Here is a 20,574-nt window from a genome sequence, read left to right as displayed (position 1 = left end):
ACCCCTTAACGGCACAGGGGCTTCTCGTTTCCGAGGAGCCCGCTGTGGAATTTCTTGTTTATTAATTTCGGTATTGCTCATCGCTTTTTCTAGCGAACGCCACCGCTTGTTGGTGCGCCCTCTGTCGTACCACCTTCAGATGGTGGAGGATCAGGGATTACTACCGTCGGAGGAGTACAAACACCGTTGATCACTGAGTTCGGCGGCACTTCACAAGTAGGCGTCGTCGGACCTGGATCTGGAGTTTCAATCACAGTTCCCGGAGTTGTCGCAGTTGGGCTTGGGGAAACTGATGGCTCAACTGTTACTGGCGTTTCGTAAACTGGATCTTTTTTGTCCTTTTTCTTTTTCTTCAACAACAACCAAGCAATCAAAGCTGCTGTTGCGATACCTGCACCGATGTACAAGCCTTTTTTCTTACACCAGCTCCACTCAGTACATTCTTCAGGAGCTTTATCAGTTGGCTCGCCAACACCTGGGATAACGGCAGCAGGGCATGTCAATTTAACCGGACCAACTGCTTCGCTTTTTTCAGGTGGTTTTTGAGTAGACTGACATACACACTGACCATTTGAATCCTGGTATGTACCTGCAGTTTGCTGCGGACATGGATCAGCTGGCACTGGTGGAGGCGTCGCGATACCTGTTTTAGGATCAAGGATAGTTACCAAGTCAAAGTAACGATCTTTCAAGTTTTCGCAGGCATCAATCTGGTCCTTTTTAAGATCAGTTCGCGTTACCCAAGAAGCTCTATCTGTTGGATCTTTAACTTTGTTCGCTGTACAGAAATTTGCAGCATTCATGTAATGGTCTTTTAGGCCATCAGTATATTTCTCAAGTGAATTGATACAGTCTTGAGAAACTTCTTTTTCACCGCTCAACTTACACAGAGAAGCCTCTTTGCCTTTTGCGGCAACGATAGACTGAATGATTTTCTCTTTCGCAGAGGCTGAATCAATAGGAGCCAATTTATTACACTGGCTTGTCGCTGAATTCAAAGCTCTGCGATCAGATGTACGTTGAATACAAATTGGTGTCCCGTTGTTATCTTTGAAACCAAAGATCATCGGGTTGCACGGAAGATTTCCACCTTCTGAGCAAGATTGCATGTCAGATTTGATTTTGTCTGAGAAAGGCAATTCAGCAATTCTAGAGTTCAAAGCCTCACGACCCATTGGAGCCGCGGCACAAGAGTTTTTATCGTACTCAGCAACCCAACCCGAAGCCACGCAAGGACCTTGCGCTGCATTCGCATCTGGAAGCAACAAGCTCCAAACATATTGAATCGCATCTTGGTTTAGAATTTCATTCATCGCACCTTTTTTACCAGTGCCCGAAGTGAAAACTTTGTCTGCTGCTTCAGAAGCAAGTCTTAAGCGCAACAGGTACTCAGCTTGAGCACGAGTCGTTTTAAGTTTAGCAATCTCTCGTCCTGTTAGAATTCTTCTGGCAGGATTCTTTTTCACAGGAGTTGACATGCCAGCTACGACGGGGCCTTCTAGAGATTTTTTAAGTGCAGGATCTTTTGCAAGCTTCGCTACGATTTGGTCGAAATTGTTGTAACGTTGCAAGTCTTTCGCAGACAAGTACACAGAGTTGATTTTTACAAATCTCTCTTCGTCACCTGTGAAAGTCATTGTCATCGTCTTGCCGTCTTTGGAAAGGAAGTTCAAACGAACCTGCTCTTTGCCATCAGCACCTTTAAAAGTAGTCGCTTCAACAGAAGGCATTGGTTGATCACCATTAATGCGCATCCATTGATCCATTTGGCTTTGAGGTTTTTTAGGGAAAACCTGACGAACACCTGCCCAGAATTCACCGACAGTCTGTTTCTTCGTTGTGATTTTCGTGTCTTTTAAAAACTGATTGATCAGTTGTTTTTGATTGGCCGCTGCTGCGCCCTGTGCGACTGGTGCCATGCAAAACGTAAATACGGATGCGCTGGCAGCGAGTGCTTTGAGTGTACTAAACGGCTTCAATTTCAATCTCATAACGACCTCATAGTTGTGGTTCTTTTCGGTACATCACGGTAAATACTTAACAAGAACCTGCACTTAACTTAGATTCCACCATGCAGTCTCATATTGAGTTACGAGATACTCTGCGCAGCAAGACCTTCGTCGATGCTATTCACACTAAATAAACTATTTATCATGTTAAGGGATTTACTCAGATTTTCTAAGAATTCTGTGAGGTCCTGGACTTTTTTTGACATAAAAAAAGCCTCCTTTGAGTCAGGAGGCTTTTTAGATTCCTATTGTTCCACGTCTTCCGGTGGCTGAGGAGCCTCAGGCGGAACGGGCTGAGTCGGTGGTGCTTTCATTTTACAGATCTCCACTGTCGTTCCTTTTTTTGTCATCGTGTAGAGCTGTTGAATTTCCAAGTTCGTCAAAGCAATGCATCCCGAGGTCCAGTTATAAAAAGGATGGACTGCTGAAACCATCGCATTTTTAGCGGCATCATTCGGGAATCCATGGATCATAATATCGCCACCAGCAGAGCGACCTTTAGATTTCGCATAGGCTCGGTCCGCTTTGTTGGGATAATCGATATGAAGCCCCAGATAAAAAAGGCTCTCGGGATTTTTTGCATCGATTTTATAGATACCTTCTGGAGTTTTATTATCACCCTCAAATTGCTTTGGTCCGTAAGGAACGGAACCAAACGCCACATCGTAAGATTTCAAAACCACATCATCACGAAGCGCATAAAGTTTCTTGCGATCTTTAGAGATAACGATTCGATCGATCTTAGTTCCATCAATAAAAAAGTTCTTGAATTGATCAGATGTTAAGTGCTGCAACTGATCCAAACGCTCTATATCATCACAGTAAGAGCGAGTGTCAGCAAATGCGAAACTGCCTGCGGAAATCAAAACGGATAGAATTAAAGAGAGTGCTTTCATGGCGGGGGTTATAGCGCAGCCATAGCCCCCTGCAAAGCACTCTTACGCATATTTCTCTTTTATAATTTAAAAGGGCTCCATACGTAGGAGCCCTTATGAGTCATGATCTTTTTTCAAAAATCTTATTGAGTAAATGCTGAAGAAGAACAGGATTGAATACAGCTTTCACGAGCCAAAACGACGCGCTTATCCGTACAAGCCGAAGTCCCTTTATGACGTACAACTGAAAGTGTTCCCAGGCTTGGCGTGTAGTTTTTGGCGTTAAATTTCGCAAGACAAGCGTAATAAGCATACTTTTGCAAACCCGCCTTCATCTTTTCACTTGTGGGCAGATAGTCCTTAGCGATGGAGTGATTAATGCCCACACCTTCTTTGCTTGGGGAGCTTTGCGCCACCGTAAAATCGAAAACATCCGAAGTGATCTTAGAGCAATCACTCACTGTTTGCGCTGTACTGATACCGAATGGATCCGCACCCACGCGGTCGATGATAATCACATGACCTGGAACTGCGACGATATCCCCCGCCTTCAAACTCATGGACGGAGTCACAGTAATTTTACTTAAACAAGTCAGACCATTGCTTTGAGGTTCCACGTAAGAAGTAGACCCCCAAGCCCAGGAATCGGAAGCTTTCAGTGAACGACCTTCCTTCAAACGAAGACCCGCTGTCGCCATCGAAGTATAAACGTAACCAGAACAATCAATCCCCAGAACACTCGTACCATCACCACCGTTTTTGAATAGATCAATAGGCGAAGTGCTGGATGTTGTGGCATAAGGCTTACCGCCGTAATCGTAAATCAGAGGATTCTGGCGAACGTTAAAGCAAGCCGAACCATAGGAAGAAACTTCTTTAAGATAAGGATGAGTCGCCTGAACTTGTGACAAACTTGCGATCACACGTTTATTGCCCACACCATCGGAATGCTTGCCCGTGATCGCAATGCCTTTGATATCTGCCACTGAATCGTTCAATGCTGGAATTTCCAAACTGTTGCAAGATTGGTAAGCCGTTGCCAAAGCCCAACGCTCGCCAAATACTGCGAGAGGCACACCGGCTGCGACCGCTTGTTTTTTATGATAGTCGTAATCAGGATTGGCTTCAATTTGCGGGGTCGTCGGCTCGACCGGAGTTGTCGCGGCACCACCATCCGTTGATTGCGTACTGTCACCTGCCGGCGGACAGTCTAAATCCATCGCTTTAACAGTTGATGAAAGCTGATTGAAATTGCTGCGCACGCGGTCTTGCATATAAGAACGGAACGTCGTTGAGCGGTCTCCGACGTCGATGGCAGACAACAAACCGAGCAATTGCTCAGAAGTTTCAATACGCTCACCCTGCGGAGCTTCTTCCAAAAGAGAATCAACCAATTGATCCAAATTAGATTGGATGCGTGACTGCTGTTCAGCGGTCATACGTGGATTTTCTTGTGCAAGCTTCTCGACATGAGTTTTAAAAGCTGACTTTAAATCCACTGCCGAAGGAATGGATTTTTGTTCAATTAAATAGCTTTTTAAGCCGTCATACAGCTTTTCTTCCAATTGCTGATTTTTGCAGGCAATGTCTGAAACGGTCTGAGATGCCATACCATCAACGGCAACGGAGTACTGCTGGCCACAGCCTGCTAGTAATACGGATGCACTCATAGATAATATTAGATTTCTCATGAAAAGCTTATCGGCGCGCCGACGCAGCTTCCAAACGCTTGGACGAAAAATATTTCTACTCGACTAGACTAAAAATTAGTCACTATACTCATGGTTAACGAGGACAGCGAAATCATGGCAGAGAAGTTCATCAAAATTCATGTACTGTACGACATTCTTCAACTGGAAGGTTACATCCTGATTGGAAGTCTCCTCGCACTTGCGTGGCTCTTTTATAAGTTTTTTTTAAAAGAGGTCAGCGATGAACGTCATAAAAGTATTCGCAATCATTTCCGTATTTTACTTCGTCATTTCGTCATTCTAAGTTTTCTTTTTGTCTTATTTATTTTCATGCAGAGCTCTGAAGCTCAACTTGGAAGCATCAACCGGTTCACGCCTTACGTCGCCGTGATGACGTTTATCTGGGCGAACGTGGTTTTCGTAAAAACCGCCCGTCTCATGGTGCTCCAGTACCTTTTCCTAGGTTCCATGAAGCATGGTGTCCCCCTGCTTCTGGTAAATATTTTTTCACTGATCATGTCCATCGCTCTTTTATTTTGGGGCATCAATCGCATCTTTGGTTTGGAGCTGGGACCTTTGCTGGCAACATCTGCTGCGGCGTCGGTGATTCTAGGGTTAGCTTTGCAAGATACACTGGGAAATCTTTTCGCCGGAATTTCTTTGCAGCTGGATCGCAACTTTGAAATCGGTGATTGGTTAGAAATCGTCAACGGCATTCAAAAAGCGACCGGACAAGTGAAAGAAATTTCCTGGAGATCGACGACGTTGATTGGTTTTTCAGACGAAGTTATCACTTTTTCCAATCGCTTTATGGCGAATGCCCAAATTTCCAATTTCTCCCCGCCTGACAATCCGATTTTGCGCCGTCAAATTTTCCGTCTGGCCTATGGCGCTAATATTGATCTCGCCAAACAAATCCTGGAAAAAGTGGTGGCTGGAATTGGGGAGGTTCGCGGTATCCCGGCGCCGTGGGCTTATGTGTCTGACGCCAACGAAAACTGGGTGGAACTGAAAATAATTTACTTTATCGACCACTATAGTGCCCAATACAGCATTGGAGACAAGGTTTATACCCGCGGTATAGCGGAACTGACGTCAGCAGGCGTGAAATTAGCTCGACAAGTCGTCGAGATTTCGTCTAAAAATACCCCTGATGTCACAAGTCAACTTTGAGCACCCGCTCGCCATTAAAATCCGCAAGCAAATCGTGCAGGCACTGAACGATTTCAATATGATCGAGGACGGCGACAAACTGATGGTTTGCGTCTCCGGCGGCAAGGATTCCAGCATCCTTTTGGCTCTTTTGACAGAAATCCAAAAACGTTCTGAACGACGTTTTGAAATTGAAGCAGCCATCTTGGATCAAAAACAACCTGGCTTTGATGCGACCAACTTCAAAGTCTGGATTGAATCTTTGGGCGTAAAACTGCACGTGATTGAAAAAGACACGTACTCGATTGTGAAAGAAAAATCACAAGGAGCGACTTACTGCTCACTGTGCTCTCGCCTTCGTCGCGGAATTTTGTATGATTACGCTCACAACTTGGGTTTTACGAAAATGGCTCTGGGGCATCACCGTGACGACATCGTTCATACCGCACTTTTAAATATGCTTTACGCAGGTCAAACCGCCGCAATGCCTCCAAAACTTCGCTCTGACGACGGTCGCAATATTTTGCTTCGTCCTTTAGCGTATGTTTCAGAGCGCGACATTGAGACTTTGGCAGCCGACTGGGCCTTCCCAGTTATTCCATGTAATTTGTGCGGATCTCAGGACGGATTAAAGCGCAACAGAGTTAAAAAATTGGTGCGTGATCTGGAAAAAGAAATTCCAAATATTTATTCGACGATTCAAAATTCTTTGGGGAATGTAAAGCCCAGCCAAATGCTTGACCAGGCTTTGTGGGATTTTAAAGGCCTTAAGCCATCGCTATCTTCACCGCAGGACGCTCAGAAATCTTCTGAACCCAAGCTTTAAGATTCGGAGCCTGAGCAAAGATCTTAGGCTGTCTGTCCATCATTCCCGCAACCCACGGATAAGTACAAATATCGGCGATCGTGTAATTGCCACCAGCCAGATAATCATTTTTTCCCAGTTGAGTTTCTAAAACATCCACGATGCGAATACTTTCTTTTTCAAAGCGTTCGATGAAGGCAGGATTTTTGGGCTCCATCGAGTGATGGCCGTAGTTTAAATTACCAAAATTAGGACCCACTGCTGACATCTGGAACATCATCCATTCCATCACATGCGTGCGCTCATCCAAGCCATATCCAAAGAAGCGACCTTCGTACTTAGAAGCAAGGTAATATAAAATCGCGGCACTTTCGAAAACCGTCACTGAATCAATAGCCGAATTATCCACAATCACGGGAATACGTCCGTTCGGATTCATCGCTAGAAACTCGGGTTTTTTTTGCTCGCCTTTTTTAAGATCAATTTCGTGAAGCTTATAAGGAATGCCCAGCTCCTCTAGCATAATCCAAACTTTGCGGCCATTGGGTGTGTGAGCTGTGTAAAAATCAATCATTGGGCGCCTCCTTAGCAATTAGATTGGAAGTCCATTGAGTGAAAAAATCAATGTCGAATGCAATCGTCAGATGACAATTCGGCACACGCATTTGTTCTTGTCATTTTCTTTGCATGGTTTACGCTTTTACTTAGGAGATAAAAGCATGAATATTCTTTTGTGGGTTCTACAAGTTTTGATGGCATTACATACAGGCCTGGGTGCTGCTTGGAAATTTACGAAAACTGCAGAAGAAACTAATCCCTCACTGGCGATGATTCCTTACGGAATTTGGGTTGCTCTGGCGATCATTGAACTTCTGTGTGCCGCGGGACTCGTTGTCCCAGGATACTTGAAACGCTACACCTCACTGATCTCCATTTCAGCTTTGATTATTGTTTTTGAGATGCTAATGTTTTGCGCTCTTTCCATCTTTTCGGGAACTGTTGACTATGCTTCAATCACCTATTGGCTGGTGGTCGCTGCCATCTGCGGTTTCATCGCTTTTGGTCGCAGAAACGCCTAGAAATAATTAATGGGTTCTTATTTTGATTAAAAATTTAGAAAAGGAAAATTTGGTGCGAATAACTGGACTTGAACCAGTGACCTCTTCCATGTCAAGGAAGCGCGCTACCAACTACGCTATATCCGCACATAATTGGAACGTTAAATCTATACGGTGGTTCTGACATCCGCAAGAAATGGCACAACGCAGAACCGCCGCAGTTGAAGATTTGCCTAAAGATCTTTATCGTCATTCATCACCACCAACGAAACAAAGGCTTAAAAGTGAAAAAAGGACGATTGGAAGCGTTCAGTGACGGCGTATTAGCGATTATTATCACCATCATGGTCTTGGAGCTTAAAGTGCCCCATGGAGATCACCTGGAAGATCTGCTGCCTTTGTGGCCGGTCCTATTTTCTTACGTCCTAAGCTTTATATACGTGGGGATTTACTGGAACAATCATCACCATCTTATTCATTCCATTGAGGAAGTCGATGGCCGATCTATGTGGGCCAATCTTCACCTGCTGTTCTGGCTATCACTGATTCCGGCAACGACGGCCTGGATGGGAGAAAATCATTTCGGAGCGTGGCCCGTATTCATGTATGGATTGATCTTACTGGCATCCGCGATTGCCTATTATCTTTTAGTTCAAGCTCTGACCTGTGGAGCGCATAAAAACGAGCATCTACGGCAGATCATTGGCAAAGATATAAAAGGCAAGATCTCCCCTGTTCTATATCTTGCAGGAATGGGCTTGGCCTTTGTGAATGTGTGGCTGGCGTGCGCGATGTATGTAATAGTCGCTGCGATGTGGGTAATACCAGACACGAGAATCGAAAAACACCCGGCGAAATAAAAAAAGGCTGCTTATCAGGCAGCCTTTTTTTGCACTCTAGAAAAGTGCGTTGTTTGGTGTACGTGGGAACGGAATCACGTCACGGATGTTTGTCATGCCTGTTACGTACATCAACATACGTTCAAACCCCAAACCATAACCCGCGTGCGGAAAGCTTCCATACTTACGAAGATCTGTATAGAAAGAGTAATCTGCCACATTCAGACCGTGACCCTTCATACGAGATTCCAAGATCTCAAGATCGTCTTCACGTTGAGAACCGCCGATGATTTCACCGATGCCAGGTGCTAACAGATCCATGGCGCGAACAGTTTTACCATCCGCATTTAATTTCATATAGAATGCTTTGATCTCTTTCGGGTAGTCCGTCACGAAAACCGGGCGCTTGAAGTGTTCTTCCGCCAGATATCTTTCGTGCTCAGACTGCATGTCAATTCCCCACTCGACCGGGAATTCGAATTTCTTACCGCTTTTTTTCAAGATCTCAATCGCCTCAGTGTATGTGACGCGGGCGAAATCGTTGTTCAAAACGTTATTCAATTTATCGAACAAACCTTTTTCAATAAACTGATTGAAGAATTCCATTTCCTCTGGGCATTGTTCCATCACGTAGCGAATGATGTACTTGATCATCGCCTCGCCCAATTCCATATTCGCTGCCAAATCAGCAAATGCAATTTCAGGCTCGATCATCCAGAACTCCGCTGCGTGACGAGACGTGTTTGAATTCTCTGCACGGAAGGTAGGACCGAAAGTATAAATATTACGGAAAGCTGCACAGAACGTTTCACCGTTCAATTGACCGGAAACTGTCAGGTTCGTTTCTTTACCAAAGAAATCTTTGCTAGCATCGATTTTACCGTCGGCAGTTTTAGGAGGATTGTCCAACTTTAAAGTTGTTACTCGGAACATTTCTCCTGCACCCTCAGCATCTGAACCCGTGATGATTGGCGTGTTCACGTAAACGAAATTTTGCTCTTGGAAGAATTTATGAATGGCATAAGCAAGTACAGAACGCACACGGAAGACCGCAGAGAACGTGTTGCCACGCGGACGCAAGTGAGCAATTTCGCGCAGGTACTCAAAGCTGTGACGTTTGTTTTGGAGAGGATATTCAGCAGACGCTTTTTGAATGACCTCAATCTTTGAAGCCAAAACTTCAAAAGTTTGTCCCGCACCTTGAGATTTAACAACCTTCCCCGTAACCACGATGGAGCTTGCGATTGAAAGCTTCGCCAACTCTTCAAAGTTTGCAAGTTTCTCGTCAAAAACAACCTGAACACCTTTAAAGAATGAGCCGTCATTCAACTCGATGAAACCGAAATTCTTTTGGTCACGGATCTTACGAACCCAACCAGACATATGGATTTCTTTATCCAAGAATTTTTCTGTTTCTCTAAAAAGCGACTTAACCAGAGTTGTTTGCATAGAAGGCCCTTTCAACTGACCTTCTATGATTATGCAATTTAGGCTGTAAAATCAATATTTTAATCGCGAGTCAGGATGTTCCAGTCGGTCAGGTTATAGCGACCCAGGACCTCCTGAAGGTGAGAACTTTTTCGAGCCTGAATAAACCAATCCGTCAATCCATCGCCCAATAATTGGACCTGAGGATTTTTCTTAAGCCCCACCAACACCAGGAAACTAAACCCAGTAATAGAGGTGGGATACAGGGTAAATTGGCCTTTATCACGAACCTGATAGTACCGAAGGACGTTGTAATCCCCCAGTGCCACATCCATACGCTTTTGCGCCACGATGCGGAACATCCGCTCCACAACATCAGAACCCGAAAGCTTATTAATCTTATGACCCGTAAACTCCGCCTCAATACGACCATCCTGCAAACCGAAATCAGAATACAAGATGCGCTGGTTTTCCAAAGACTTGCTGTCGATGATGTGGGGTGCTTTTTTATCTTTTTGCAGCAAAGCACCTGTATAGTTCACACCCAACTGAGGCCCCACCACTAAAATGTCATCCATATAGCGCACCACGTACTCGGGAGCGATGATGTAATCTAACTTTCGGGATTCCAAACCCTGCTTCAATCGGTTTGTCGCCACGTTCTCCAGACGCAATTCTACGCCCAGGTCTCTAGAAACTTCACCCAGAATTTCAAACAAGTAACCCGTCCACACACCAGGGCTTTTTTCACAGATATATGGGCAAAGTGGCGTTGTGCCGATTCGAATGATGCGTTTTTGATTGCGATCGAATTCTTCATGAGGAACCAGGCCTGCGCGTGGACGCTCTGTTTTTTTACTCAATTCAGGCTTCGGCACGCCCATCCAGCCGGGGTACTCACTTAAAGTCTTTTTCGTGATTGGAAATGTGGGAACACGGATTTTACGCTCAACGGGTTTTCCAGTTAGAACTTTTATCGTGGTTCTTGCCGTCTCACGACCCAATTCTCCACAGAACTGCGCGGAATCAATCACCGTCAGGCGACCCGCTCGAATATTTTCAACGGATTCAGGATCGCCATCGAAAGTCACATGTTTGATTTCGGTGCGTTTCTTGGCATTCAGCTCTTTAACGATTTCCAGACCGCCGCCATCGTTGACGGTGAAAACCACATCGACGCTGTTTTTATCAGGAAAATCCTTAAGGAATTTTTTTACTGCCTGCTTGCCGGATTCAGGATCCACCGCTTGATAGACACCCACGACTTTGAATTTTGCATTTTGGGCGCGAAGGGAGTCAAAGAATCCATCCACGCGCTCCGTTGTTGAAGACACGGCCGGATACTCAAACACAGCGATACGAATTTCTTGACCTGACTTGAACTGGGCATTGATGAATTCGCCGTTATCTTGTCCCGCTTTGTAATTCGCACTCGTGATGAAAGCTGTCAGCTCCCCGTTCACGATATACTGGTCATAGGCGATCACAGGAATTTTTAATGCATTTGCCTCTTGCAGTGAAGAAGCGAGTGTTGAGTTGTCCGTCGGTTGAATCACGATAAGGTCGGGTTTTTCCTTCAAAGCCTGTTGCATTTGCGCGGCTTGATTTTCAATTCCTTTACGGCCTTCACCGGCAACAAACGGAACCAAAACGATGGAATTTTTGCCTTTGTTTTCTTTATTAAAAAGTTGAACCTGTTCTTCAAGACCTTTGCGCATGGCAACCTGGCCTTCGATCTTCATACTCCAATAAAGAACGGCAACCTTCCAGTCTTTAGCGTAAGTGACTGAAGAAAATAAAGACGAGACAAGAATAGTAAGGCAAAGTGCGAATGATGATTTCACACTTCGATAATACCCCTAATTATATTGTTGTTCAAAGACTAATAGAGTTCTACGCGATCGTTTTCTTTGAAGCCAGAACCACTGTGAATGATTGCAATTGAGCCATCTGTGCCGAAGTAAGAAATCAATTCCAATGTCCCTTTTAAACGACCTGGAGCGCGTCCAATGTGCGTCCCACTTTCTGGATCGTAAATATCATCACCGTCTTCCATTACTTTCAGAAGATCTCCCATTTGCAAACCGGAAATTTTTCCAACGTTTAAGTAGATACGATCTCCCTGAATGGCCGCAATACGACCTTCCCAAGAAATTTTATCAAGAGCAGCCAGCACCTGCGGAGAAAAATCCAAGAACGCATCTTTCACAATCACTTCAATCATCTCGGGATTGTTTTGTAAAAACTTGTCAGTCTCTACGCGCTCAGCAACGCGAATGCCTTGGTCTTTCAAAGTCACGGTTTTCACTGTGTTGAAAATCTCTTTTCCTCCGCGAGCAGTGACAACACGCACTTGTGCAACGACTTCAAATCCAGTCGTCAGTTGTCGAACCACACCCACATTGTCAGACTTTCTTTGCACACGAATATCCAAAATGCGGCCTTCCAAAACAGCACTGACACCTAACGCACTTGCAGCTTTGGCAACTTCCGTCATTTTATAACCGCCGGCAGGATCCATCATTTTTGAAAGATCCAAATTCAATTCACGACTGTCCAAAGCAATTAAATCTCCGGAACGATTTAGATCCGTGATAAAAGCCGAACGCGCGCGATCTCGGAAACTTTGAGGTCTTTTGTCAGAAACATCCAGGAATGGTAAAACCATCAGGCGTTTTCTTGGCGAGGATTCGTCTTTCAAAGTAACCTGATTTTCATCACGCACTTCGCGACGAGGACCACCCGCACGGTCCACAGTCATACATCCCACCATGGATATCACAACTGCCAAAGCCAAAAACAATCTCACGAAAGGCCTCCTTATTGTGCCAGTCTTAGAACGATTTCTTCGCGATCTTCAGATACTTTCACCAGCTTCTTGCCGTTGACATCCAAAGCTTCCAATTTAGATGCAAGCTCATTCGAGGAAGCCGCTGTATCGACTTCAAAACTCACAGAATCAGAACTTACCAAACGTTCGCGAATATTTTTTACCTGAGTTAGTTGAGAGCGAATGCGCTCTTTCAAAGCCTCCATCGACGGCAATGTGTGTTTACCCGTTACCGTGACGCGAATAACGGAAGTTCCCACGGAACCTCTTTGCCAGGCTTCGAAAACTTGCGAAGCCAGATCATTGGCAACAGCCTCGGCCACTTCGCGGATTTTTTTATCCACAGCGCCCTCGAAGGACCCTTGAACATCATAACGGCGTGAAACATCGGCGATCGGGCGCGCATTGCTGACTTGAATGGCCGTCATACGCACTTCCACACGATAGCCACCACCTTTGTCCGCCTTATTCATCAGCACCTGGCCGTCAATCAATACGGGGGCATTGAAGTATTGCGCAAAGAATTGAGCATCTTCGCCAGCAACTCTTTCATTTTGAAAGCTTGCTGGGATGTTCGTACCCAAGCCCGCTTCAACTGGTTTGATCACGAAGAAATTATTTTTCTGGAACGAACTACGCAAAGCTTCTTCCAAGGTCCGACCTTGCTTGATCAAAAAGCCTTGGCTTTTATCTGAAGAATTTTGCCACCAGCGATAATTACGACCTTCCACTTTATCAACAAAACTGATCACCGGCAAAACCACCGGAACTGTGTCGTTTTCATTCAAAAGGGAATTTACCTGAAGAAGCTGCTTCAAATCTGGCATGGACACTTTCATGTTCACCGTCATTTTGAATTCTTCACCCTCTTGAGTGATCGCAGAAGGTTTAACGAAAGGAATGTAACGACCGGACAGCTTGATCACTTTGTTAGCGATCAGGGCTTTGTTTTTGTTATAACGATCTTCACCGATCAAATCGCGAATAACCTCTTCAGAGATTTTTTGCGCGGCTTGATTTTGAATGTCGGCTTTCGCCGCTTGGGGCGTCGTTTGTTTGGACGTGCCCGCAAAGTTGCGCTCAAGCAAATCTGCCTGTTGCGCAAAAACCGAAGAAGTAAACATCAAGAAGAAACCCATCAAAGCTGCAAAACGCATCTGTTCTTACCTCAATTCAATAAAATCCGTTCGTCCAAAAAGGGAATGCACCCCTTCAAAGAATTCATTGCTGACATTAACTCCGGATCCCTCGCCTATATCCATCATCACACGGCGACTGACGTCGGGTATATCAATTTCTAGACTGACTGCCGTTGGACCGGGATTCTCCGTCATCAATGATTTTAAACGCCCATAGTCTTCGTGTGGAATACGATCCAGCCTAAAGACCATGCGCTTGGTTTTCTTCAGAATATCCTCTAGCGGAGACACTGAATCCACCATGATTTTAGCAACACCTTCCTCGACTTCAAGACCACCACCAATCAACATGGGACGCTCGTCTTTTAACATCTCGCCATTTTTTGCAAATGCATCAGGGAAGATAACTAACTCCACCGCTCCGGTTAAATCTTCGACCTTACCGAAAGCCATACGCGTGCCTTTTTTTGTAATAAGCTCGCGAAGCTCGGTAATAAGTCCGGCAACCACCACACGTTTTTTAGCGGCATCGCGGTTCTTCCAGTCTTTTTTTGCGGCCTGCATGGCCTCCCATTCAGGCGAACCTTGAGCTGGCATCTGCGCTGGCAAATCCACGATCTTACAAGACGTAAAGATCTCTGACAAAGTATCAAACCCTTTCAAAGGGTGATCACTTAAATAGAAACCCAAGACTTCTTTTTCATAAGCCAAAGAAGCCGTACGACTCCATGGTTTAACTTCTTCCAATTTCACAATCGTTTCCGTCGAAGGCCCCAGATCGAAAAGGGAGGATTGCCCCAACTCACGGTCCTTTTGCAAACCTTGAGCGCGATCCAGAAATTTCTGATATCCCGCCATTAACTGTGCACGATGCGCGCCGAAACCTTCAAAGGCACCGGCCTTGATCAAACATTCAATCACTTTTTTATTCACACGGCGAAGATCGATAGCATTAAAGAACTCATCCAGGGAGTTGAACTTTTTGTCTGGCATGTTTTCACGGGCTTCGACGATCGCCTCCACCGCATTTTGCCCCACACCTTTGATCCCTCCCAGACCGAAGTAAACTTCGTCCCCATGAGCACCAAAGAAGTATTCTGAGAAATTCACATGCGGTGATTTCACTGTGATACCGCGTTTTGCAGCATCCTTGGAGTATTTTACGATTTTTTCTGTATCAGATAACTCGGTAGATAGAAGTGCCGCGAAGAATTCAACCGGATAATGGCATTTCAACCAAGCCGTCTGCAACGTCACAACAGAATATGCAGCGGCATGAGATTTATTGAAACCGTAGTCCGCGAACTTATACATCAAATCAAAAAGATCTGAGGAACGTTCTTTGTTGTGGCCTCTTTCGATCGCACCCTTCATGAAACGTTCGCGGTGCTGATCCATCTCCTCTTTGATTTTCTTACCCATCGCACGACGAAGCATGTCGGCTTCGCCCAGAGAGTAACCGGCAATTCTAGAGGCAATACCCATAACTTGCTCTTGGTAAACCATGATACCGTAAGTCTCTGATAAAACTTCTTTGGTATCTTCAAGCAAGTATTCAACCGGAGCTTTTCCGTGTTTACGATCGGTAAAGTCAGGAATGTTCGCCATCGGACCTGGACGGTACAACGACGTGATCGCTGTGATATCGGCAAACGACGACGGACGGATTTTACGAGTGGCATCGGTGATACCCTCACCCTCGAACTGAAATACCCCCGCTGTATCACCACGTGACATCATTTCAAAAGTGGCGGTATCGGTCATCGGAATCATGCGTGAAGTGATCGTCTTGCCACGATTCTTTTTGATAAGTTTCAAAGCCATGTTGATGTGAGTCAGAGTCTTTAATCCCAAGAAGTCGAATTTGATCAAACCGATTTTCTCGGCATGCTTCATATCGTATTGTACGACTTGCTCGCCATCAGCGCCTTTATACAAAGGCGCATGCTTTACCAACTGACCATCACCGATAATAACACCGGCAGCATGGATACCCGCGTTTCGAACCATACCTTCCACACGTTGTGCAAGGTCGATCAAAGTCGCAACCGTTGGATTCATCTCCATCATCTCAGTCAGACGAGGCTCCATTTCCAGAGATTCTTTCAGACTGATACCCAATTTATCTGGAATCAATTTTGTTACTTGATCCACTTCCGCGAAAAGCATTCCCAGAACGCGGCCCACGTCCTTCAAGGCGGCACGAGTTTGCAATTTACCGTAAGTGATGATCTGAGAAACTGAAGCCTGTCCGTACTTCTGAGTCACATAACGGATCACTTCCTGACGACGATCCTGACAGAAGTCGATATCGAAGTCGGGCATCGAAATACGTTCTGGATTCAAGAAACGCTCGAACAGAAGGAAATTTGGAAGTGGATCCAAATCCGTAATTTTTAAAACGTAAGCAACCAGGGAGCCGGCACCGGAACCACGACCAGGGCCCACCGGGATGTCGTTATCTTTCGCCCAACCGATGAAGTCTTGGACGATTAAGAAGTAACCATTGAATCCCATACGATCGATAATACCAAGCTCATAATCCAAGCGCGTGTAGTACTCAGGCTTTTTTTCCTCTGGTACAGGTTCACCTCGTTCAGCAGCTTCTTCAAAACGCAGCAGCAAACCTTCTTTAGAACGACGTGCGATGTCTTCTTTCAAAGTCACACCTTCGTCTGTCGGGAATGTTGGCAAGTGATAAATCGGCTTACCCGCGTCGTCTTTAAGTTTGAATTTCACATCGCAACGTTCTGCGATTTGCAAAGTATTGCTGATAGCCTCTGGAATATCAGAGAACAACTCAACCATTTGCTCTGGTTTTTTAAAATAGAATTCATCCGTTCCCAAGCGGAAACGGCTTTCATCACTCAAAGTTTTATTGGTTCCGATACAGATCAACACCTCTTGGGCGATCTGATCGTCTTGAGTCATGTAGTGAACATCATTACTAGCCACCACAGGGACACCTGTGATTTTTGAAGCTTCCAGCAAGAACGGATTGATTTGATCCCACTCTGGAACACCGGTACGGCACATTTCCAAATACAAGCGGTCATCAAAGATTTCTTTCAGTTGACGGATTTTCGCCAAAGCCGCATCAGCACCTTCTTTCATGAAGGCTTCTGCGACTTCACCACGAAGTCCACCCGTCAAACAGATCAAATCAGAATTATATTCTTTGATCACCTCGTAGTCGATACGCGGCTTCCAGTAGAAACCTTCTTGGTAACCAATTGTCGAAAGCTTACAAAGATTTTGATAGCCCTTGGTATTTTGCGCCAAGAACACCAGGCGACGAGGCCCTTGAGCCACTTGATCACGATCTTGTTTTTTCTCTAAACGTGATCCTGGAGCAAGATACGCATCCAATCCCAACAGTGGTTTGACGTTGTTGTCTTTACAGGCAAAGTAAAATTCAACAGCGCCAAACATGTTCCCGTTATCCGTCAATGCGGCAGCAGGCATATTCATCGCAGCTGCTTTTTTCGCGATCGCTTTGACCCGGCAAGCAGCTTCTAAAAGGGAGTACTCAGAATGGACATGTAAATGAACAAAAGACATGTTAAATTCTTATCTTAGCTAGCCCCTTTATTCAAATTAGGAGCCTTGCGTTAACCCCTCTGCAGGGATAAGTTTTTGCTCATCTTTGCCTTGACTCTTATAGCGCCAAAACTGGGGGAGCATAAACCCCGTCAGAACCACCATAACCGCACAAATTAAACCACCACTGGCAATACTCACCGGCACAGAATATTTCGCAGCAACCCACCCAGCCCGGGCATTTCCAAGGAGTGGACCCGACATATAGGAGATCATTTCAATCCCTGACAAGCGACCGCGCAAATCATTCGGCACTGTTTGATTCCAAATTATTCCACGGAACAAACCACTCATCATGTCAGCGGCCCCCGCTAACCCTAAAAATAAAACCGCGACCCAAAGGTTTTGTGCAAATCCCACACCGATTATGAACACCGCCCACAAAGTGGCAGCAATCACCACCGCTCGTCCATGATGTTGAACTTTTCCGGTCCAACCACTGAACAAAGTCATAATCAAGGAACCTACAGCCATTGCCGAGAACAAGGCTCCAGCCGCAGTCGCGCCTCCCCAATTTTCAGACATCGCAGGAAAGAGTGCGACTGGAAATGCAAAAACCATGGCGACGATATCGATCACATAAGTTCCAACCAGCTCAGGTTTGGAAAGCGCATATTTTAGCCCCGCCTTCGCGTCCTCCAAAGGAGAAACATCTCTTTTCTCCGGAGCGGGCATACGACTCATCATCCAAAGCGCAATAAAAGCTGCCGCAAAACTCACGACGTCAAAGAAGTAAGCCCCCTTCACACCAAATTTTGCAATCAACACTCCACCTAAAGCAGGACCGACGATCGCGCCCGTGGCCCAACGGAAGCTTCCCAAGGCACCAATGGCTGGATAATCTTCGGGATCAACGATTTTTTGAGTCATCGCTTCCATCGCGGGACGATGGAAACCCAGAACAGATTGAAAAATAGCCACCAATACAAAGATCAAAGGAACCGAAGGCTTTTCACGACATGCATTCAAAGCTTGCGCTAAAATAATCAAGGTCATGATAATTTCAGAAGTCAAAAGCAGCTTACGACGATCCATGCGATCTGCATAAGTGCCACCTAAAATACCAAAAATTAAAACTGGAAGAAGCTGCACAAGTCCCAACATACCAACCAACCAGTTGTCCTTGGTCAGTTCGTAGACCTCATAAGGTATAGCAACATAGGTCACCATACTTCCTAAGAGAGAAATCATCTGTCCGAAAAATAAAAGGCGAAAGTCACGATACTTGCGAAGAGGAGTCACATTAATAAGCATGAGACATGATAGTGTAACTCTCTACAATTCGCAAGACTGGCGTTACTGCGCTTTCAGACTGACGCCCTCAGGGACTGTCGCTTGGTCAAGATTCAGACGATCATTCACAACCGGAATGATGACAGTTTTATCTCCGTCACCACCATTTACGACGATCTTCATTTGCACACCCTGAATGGCATTGGGATCTGTACCTCCATCAATATTCCAAAGTGTCGCAACATCATTGTTGATCTCAATTTTACCGCTGTCAGGATCATTCGGATTCTTTTCCATCGTAACTGACATGATACTTGGCGCGTAACCTTCAGCGACTTTCATATCCAACTGCAAACGTTGATAAAACTTGCCGACAATTCCCATTTTTACCAATGCCGTTTTTACCATTCCCGGAGCTGGTGTTACGAAATCCTGATCCCGAGTGCTGTCGCCGCTGATGACACCGATGTATCTTTGTGGCAGCTGTGAATTCGGCACATCAAGGACGAAGGGATGCTGAACAGCCCCATTGCCACCCGAAAAAGAATTGAATGACAGAATTAAATATCCCGACTTCACGTCATAGGCACGATAACCCGTAACCGCCCCACAACATTGGGAAAGTCCGGTCGTCACCAAACCAAATTCGTGATCATAATCGATGCCGGTTGCGTCTTCGGCTTTGTTCCAAAGAGGAATTTGCAAATTGTCTCCAGTACGAACTTCCATCTTCAATTTTCCGGCAATACCATCGACATCCAAAGAATACTGCGTGGTTAATTTGCTGTCGACCAGATAAAGGCTTTGTGAATCTGCGGGACCATACATCACCAAGAGTTCATAATCTTGTAAAACTTTTTTCACCTGACGAAGGTTGTTGATATCTTTCACATAGCCAAACGCAGACGTTCCCGCTGTCTGAAAGAAAATATGCTCCGCTGCAACGGCCACGACAGCCATAGAAGCCACCGTCAGCAAAATCCACTTGAAACGATTCATGGAAACCTCCATTTTTTAATTTTCAAATCATAAATTACCGCTCTTAAGCTCCGTCAATTTATCCAGAGACAACCAATACAAATCCTGAACTGACTCGTACATCAATGAATAATTGGCTGGATAATTTCCGGGCTTTGCCACGTTCTTAGGTAGCGGCACCTCTTTGGTGAACTGCGGTTTGGTTTGCAGGTATGAAAGAGCCATCATCGGCTCCAGAAAAATCATTTCTCCATTATAGAATCCATAAATATAGGTCGTCGTAAAAGGCTGGCCGTGAAATTCTGGAGAGCGAAAGTCCACCCAATGCCATCCCATCATCGGGACCCCACCCGGCCCTGAAATATAATAGGGAGGGATGTAATCCGCAGGTGGCTGCTTCATACAAGTCGCATTATCCGTACCATCACAAGGAATCATGTGCTGTTCATGTTTGGTTATAAAATAAAAGTGAAAATCAAAATGTGGAACCCCGTATATTTCATCAGGAACATGACCATGAGGATTCCAATTCATGGTGAAGTGATCAAAAGGAGGCGCTAAAACACCCTCTGGCAAATCCAGATTGTATTCATAGTCATGTCCTTTGCTATCCGGAAGTCCTTGCAGACATTTTCCAGAAAACACCAATCCCAAGGATGTGATCAAACTGGTCTCATCCATTTTTACGAAACTTGAAGCCTGGCCTTCGCCGATATTCTGCGAAGGTCCCAAGATCACCGTCTCCGCACGAGCCGTTAAAGAGAATAGAAATACCACTATGAAAAATGATTTCATGAAGCCTCCAAGGCAGAAGACATTCTAAATTCTACTCCGGGGATTTTCCTGAACCAATCCAGTTATGCTGAAATTCAAATTGCATTGCAACATCCCGGCCTTGCGAGAATGATTTCTTGGGAGTTTGCTAAGGACACAACGC

At 45.3% G+C, this 20,574-nt stretch carries 16 protein-coding genes and 1 tRNA gene; 4 read left to right on the top strand and 13 right to left on the bottom strand.

The genetic code is table 11. The features are described from left to right. Positions 1–89 precede the first annotated feature (89 nt). The 3 genes from HW988_RS09395 to HW988_RS09385 form a co-directional block, all read right to left on the bottom strand. Positions 90–1,991 (bottom strand): hypothetical protein, encoded by a 1,902-nt coding sequence (locus tag HW988_RS09395; protein WP_181607437.1) that lies wholly within the window; start codon positions 1,989–1,991, stop codon positions 90–92. Positions 1,992–2,254: 263 nt separating this feature from the next. Then, the gene (locus tag HW988_RS09390) at positions 2,255–2,905 is read right to left on the bottom strand and encodes a murein L,D-transpeptidase family protein (RefSeq protein ID WP_181607436.1); all 651 of its coding nucleotides are present in this window, start codon (positions 2,903–2,905) and stop codon (positions 2,255–2,257) included. A 122-nt stretch (positions 2,906–3,027) separates the two neighbouring features. After that, positions 3,028–4,575 (bottom strand): hypothetical protein, encoded by a 1,548-nt coding sequence (locus tag HW988_RS09385; RefSeq protein WP_255490297.1) that lies wholly within the window; start codon positions 4,573–4,575, stop codon positions 3,028–3,030. Positions 4,576–4,689: 114 nt separating this feature from the next. On the opposite strand from HW988_RS09385, the gene HW988_RS09380 reads away from it, so the two are divergent. Together HW988_RS09380 and ttcA are read left to right on the top strand one after the other, a co-directional pair. Beyond that, positions 4,690–5,748 (top strand): mechanosensitive ion channel family protein, encoded by a 1,059-nt coding sequence (locus HW988_RS09380; protein ID WP_181607434.1) that lies wholly within the window; start codon positions 4,690–4,692, stop codon positions 5,746–5,748. Continuing rightward, on the top strand, positions 5,729–6,553 hold the full coding sequence (ttcA, locus tag HW988_RS09375) for a tRNA 2-thiocytidine(32) synthetase TtcA (protein ID WP_181607433.1): 825 nt from the start codon (positions 5,729–5,731) through the stop codon (positions 6,551–6,553). Before HW988_RS09380 ends, ttcA begins: the two co-directional genes overlap by 20 nt. On the opposite strand, the gene HW988_RS09370 is transcribed toward ttcA, so the two are convergent. Further along, on the bottom strand, positions 6,495–7,106 hold the full coding sequence (locus HW988_RS09370) for a glutathione S-transferase family protein (protein ID WP_181607432.1): 612 nt from the start codon (positions 7,104–7,106) through the stop codon (positions 6,495–6,497). The genes ttcA and HW988_RS09370 overlap by 59 nt on opposite strands. Before the next feature lie 145 nt (positions 7,107–7,251). Between HW988_RS09370 and HW988_RS09365 the strand changes: the two genes are divergently transcribed. Further along, positions 7,252–7,611 (top strand): hypothetical protein, encoded by a 360-nt coding sequence (locus HW988_RS09365; protein ID WP_181607430.1) that lies wholly within the window; start codon positions 7,252–7,254, stop codon positions 7,609–7,611. A 50-nt stretch (positions 7,612–7,661) separates the two neighbouring features. Here HW988_RS09365 and HW988_RS09360 read toward each other — a convergent pair. Beyond that, a tRNA-Val gene (locus tag HW988_RS09360) sits at positions 7,662–7,737 on the bottom strand. Positions 7,738–7,874: 137 nt separating this feature from the next. Between HW988_RS09360 and HW988_RS09355 the strand changes: the two genes are divergently transcribed. Next, on the top strand, positions 7,875–8,450 hold the full coding sequence (locus tag HW988_RS09355; protein ID WP_181607700.1) for a TMEM175 family protein: 576 nt from the start codon (positions 7,875–7,877) through the stop codon (positions 8,448–8,450). Between the two features lie 36 nt (positions 8,451–8,486). Here HW988_RS09355 and asnS read toward each other — a convergent pair whose 3' ends face one another. Genes asnS through HW988_RS09315 form a run of 8 tightly spaced genes read right to left on the bottom strand, consistent with a single transcriptional unit; the run spans position 8,487 to position 20,432 of the window. Then, on the bottom strand, positions 8,487–9,878 hold the full coding sequence (asnS, locus tag HW988_RS09350; RefSeq protein WP_181607429.1) for an asparagine--tRNA ligase: 1,392 nt from the start codon (positions 9,876–9,878) through the stop codon (positions 8,487–8,489). A 59-nt stretch (positions 9,879–9,937) separates the two neighbouring features. After that, a complete protein-coding gene (locus HW988_RS09345) occupies positions 9,938–11,701 on the bottom strand; it encodes a substrate-binding domain-containing protein (RefSeq protein ID WP_255490296.1) in 1,764 nt (587 codons plus the stop codon). Between the two features lie 38 nt (positions 11,702–11,739). Continuing rightward, complete coding sequence (locus HW988_RS09340) at positions 11,740–12,666, bottom strand: hypothetical protein (protein WP_255490295.1); 927 nt, start codon at positions 12,664–12,666, stop codon at positions 11,740–11,742. Between the two features lie 11 nt (positions 12,667–12,677). Continuing rightward, positions 12,678–13,844 carry a hypothetical protein gene (locus tag HW988_RS09335; RefSeq protein ID WP_181607428.1) on the bottom strand — a complete coding sequence of 389 codons (1,167 nt, stop codon included), beginning with the start codon at positions 13,842–13,844 and terminating at the stop codon, positions 12,678–12,680. 6 nt (positions 13,845–13,850) lie between these two features. Continuing rightward, a complete protein-coding gene (gene dnaE, locus HW988_RS09330) occupies positions 13,851–17,387 on the bottom strand; it encodes a DNA polymerase III subunit alpha (protein WP_181607427.1) in 3,537 nt (1,178 codons plus the stop codon). A gap of 36 nt (positions 17,388–17,423) precedes the next feature. Beyond that, complete coding sequence (locus HW988_RS09325) at positions 17,424–18,680, bottom strand: MFS transporter (protein WP_181607426.1); 1,257 nt, start codon at positions 18,678–18,680, stop codon at positions 17,424–17,426. Between the two features lie 42 nt (positions 18,681–18,722). Continuing rightward, positions 18,723–19,658 carry a hypothetical protein gene (locus HW988_RS09320; protein WP_181607424.1) on the bottom strand — a complete coding sequence of 312 codons (936 nt, stop codon included), beginning with the start codon at positions 19,656–19,658 and terminating at the stop codon, positions 18,723–18,725. Between the two features lie 27 nt (positions 19,659–19,685). After that, positions 19,686–20,432 carry a DUF5602 domain-containing protein gene (locus tag HW988_RS09315; protein ID WP_181607423.1) on the bottom strand — a complete coding sequence of 249 codons (747 nt, stop codon included), beginning with the start codon at positions 20,430–20,432 and terminating at the stop codon, positions 19,686–19,688. Positions 20,433–20,574 lie beyond the last annotated feature (142 nt).

This window comes from Bdellovibrio sp. KM01, assembly GCF_013752535.1.
GTDB lineage: Bacteria > Bdellovibrionota > Bdellovibrionia > Bdellovibrionales > Bdellovibrionaceae > Bdellovibrio.
Note: the sequence above shows the minus strand (reverse complement) of the source record. Positions and strands in the feature narration are given on the sequence as shown.

Bases quoted from the DNA above. Each gene is read 5' to 3' on its own strand.
- ttcA (WP_181607433.1), top strand. From the start codon at position 5,729: ATGTCACAAGTCAACTTTGAGCACCCGCTCGCCATTAAAATCCGCAAG.
- asnS (WP_181607429.1), bottom strand. From the start codon at position 9,878: ATGCAAACAACTCTGGTTAAGTCGCTTTTTAGAGAAACAGAAAAATTC.
- HW988_RS09315 (WP_181607423.1), bottom strand. From the start codon at position 20,432: ATGAAATCATTTTTCATAGTGGTATTTCTATTCTCTTTAACGGCTCGT.
- HW988_RS09395 (WP_181607437.1), bottom strand. From the start codon at position 1,991: ATGAGATTGAAATTGAAGCCGTTTAGTACACTCAAAGCACTCGCTGCC.
- HW988_RS09385 (WP_255490297.1), bottom strand. From the start codon at position 4,575: ATGAGAAATCTAATATTATCTATGAGTGCATCCGTATTACTAGCAGGC.
- HW988_RS09370 (WP_181607432.1), bottom strand. From the start codon at position 7,106: ATGATTGATTTTTACACAGCTCACACACCCAATGGCCGCAAAGTTTGG.
- HW988_RS09365 (WP_181607430.1), top strand. From the start codon at position 7,252: ATGAATATTCTTTTGTGGGTTCTACAAGTTTTGATGGCATTACATACA.
- dnaE (WP_181607427.1), bottom strand. From the start codon at position 17,387: ATGTCTTTTGTTCATTTACATGTCCATTCTGAGTACTCCCTTTTAGAA.
- HW988_RS09335 (WP_181607428.1), bottom strand. From the start codon at position 13,844: ATGCGTTTTGCAGCTTTGATGGGTTTCTTCTTGATGTTTACTTCTTCG.
- HW988_RS09320 (WP_181607424.1), bottom strand. From the start codon at position 19,658: ATGAATCGTTTCAAGTGGATTTTGCTGACGGTGGCTTCTATGGCTGTC.
- HW988_RS09325 (WP_181607426.1), bottom strand. From the start codon at position 18,680: ATGCTTATTAATGTGACTCCTCTTCGCAAGTATCGTGACTTTCGCCTT.
- HW988_RS09380 (WP_181607434.1), top strand. From the start codon at position 4,690: ATGGCAGAGAAGTTCATCAAAATTCATGTACTGTACGACATTCTTCAA.
- HW988_RS09390 (WP_181607436.1), bottom strand. From the start codon at position 2,905: ATGAAAGCACTCTCTTTAATTCTATCCGTTTTGATTTCCGCAGGCAGT.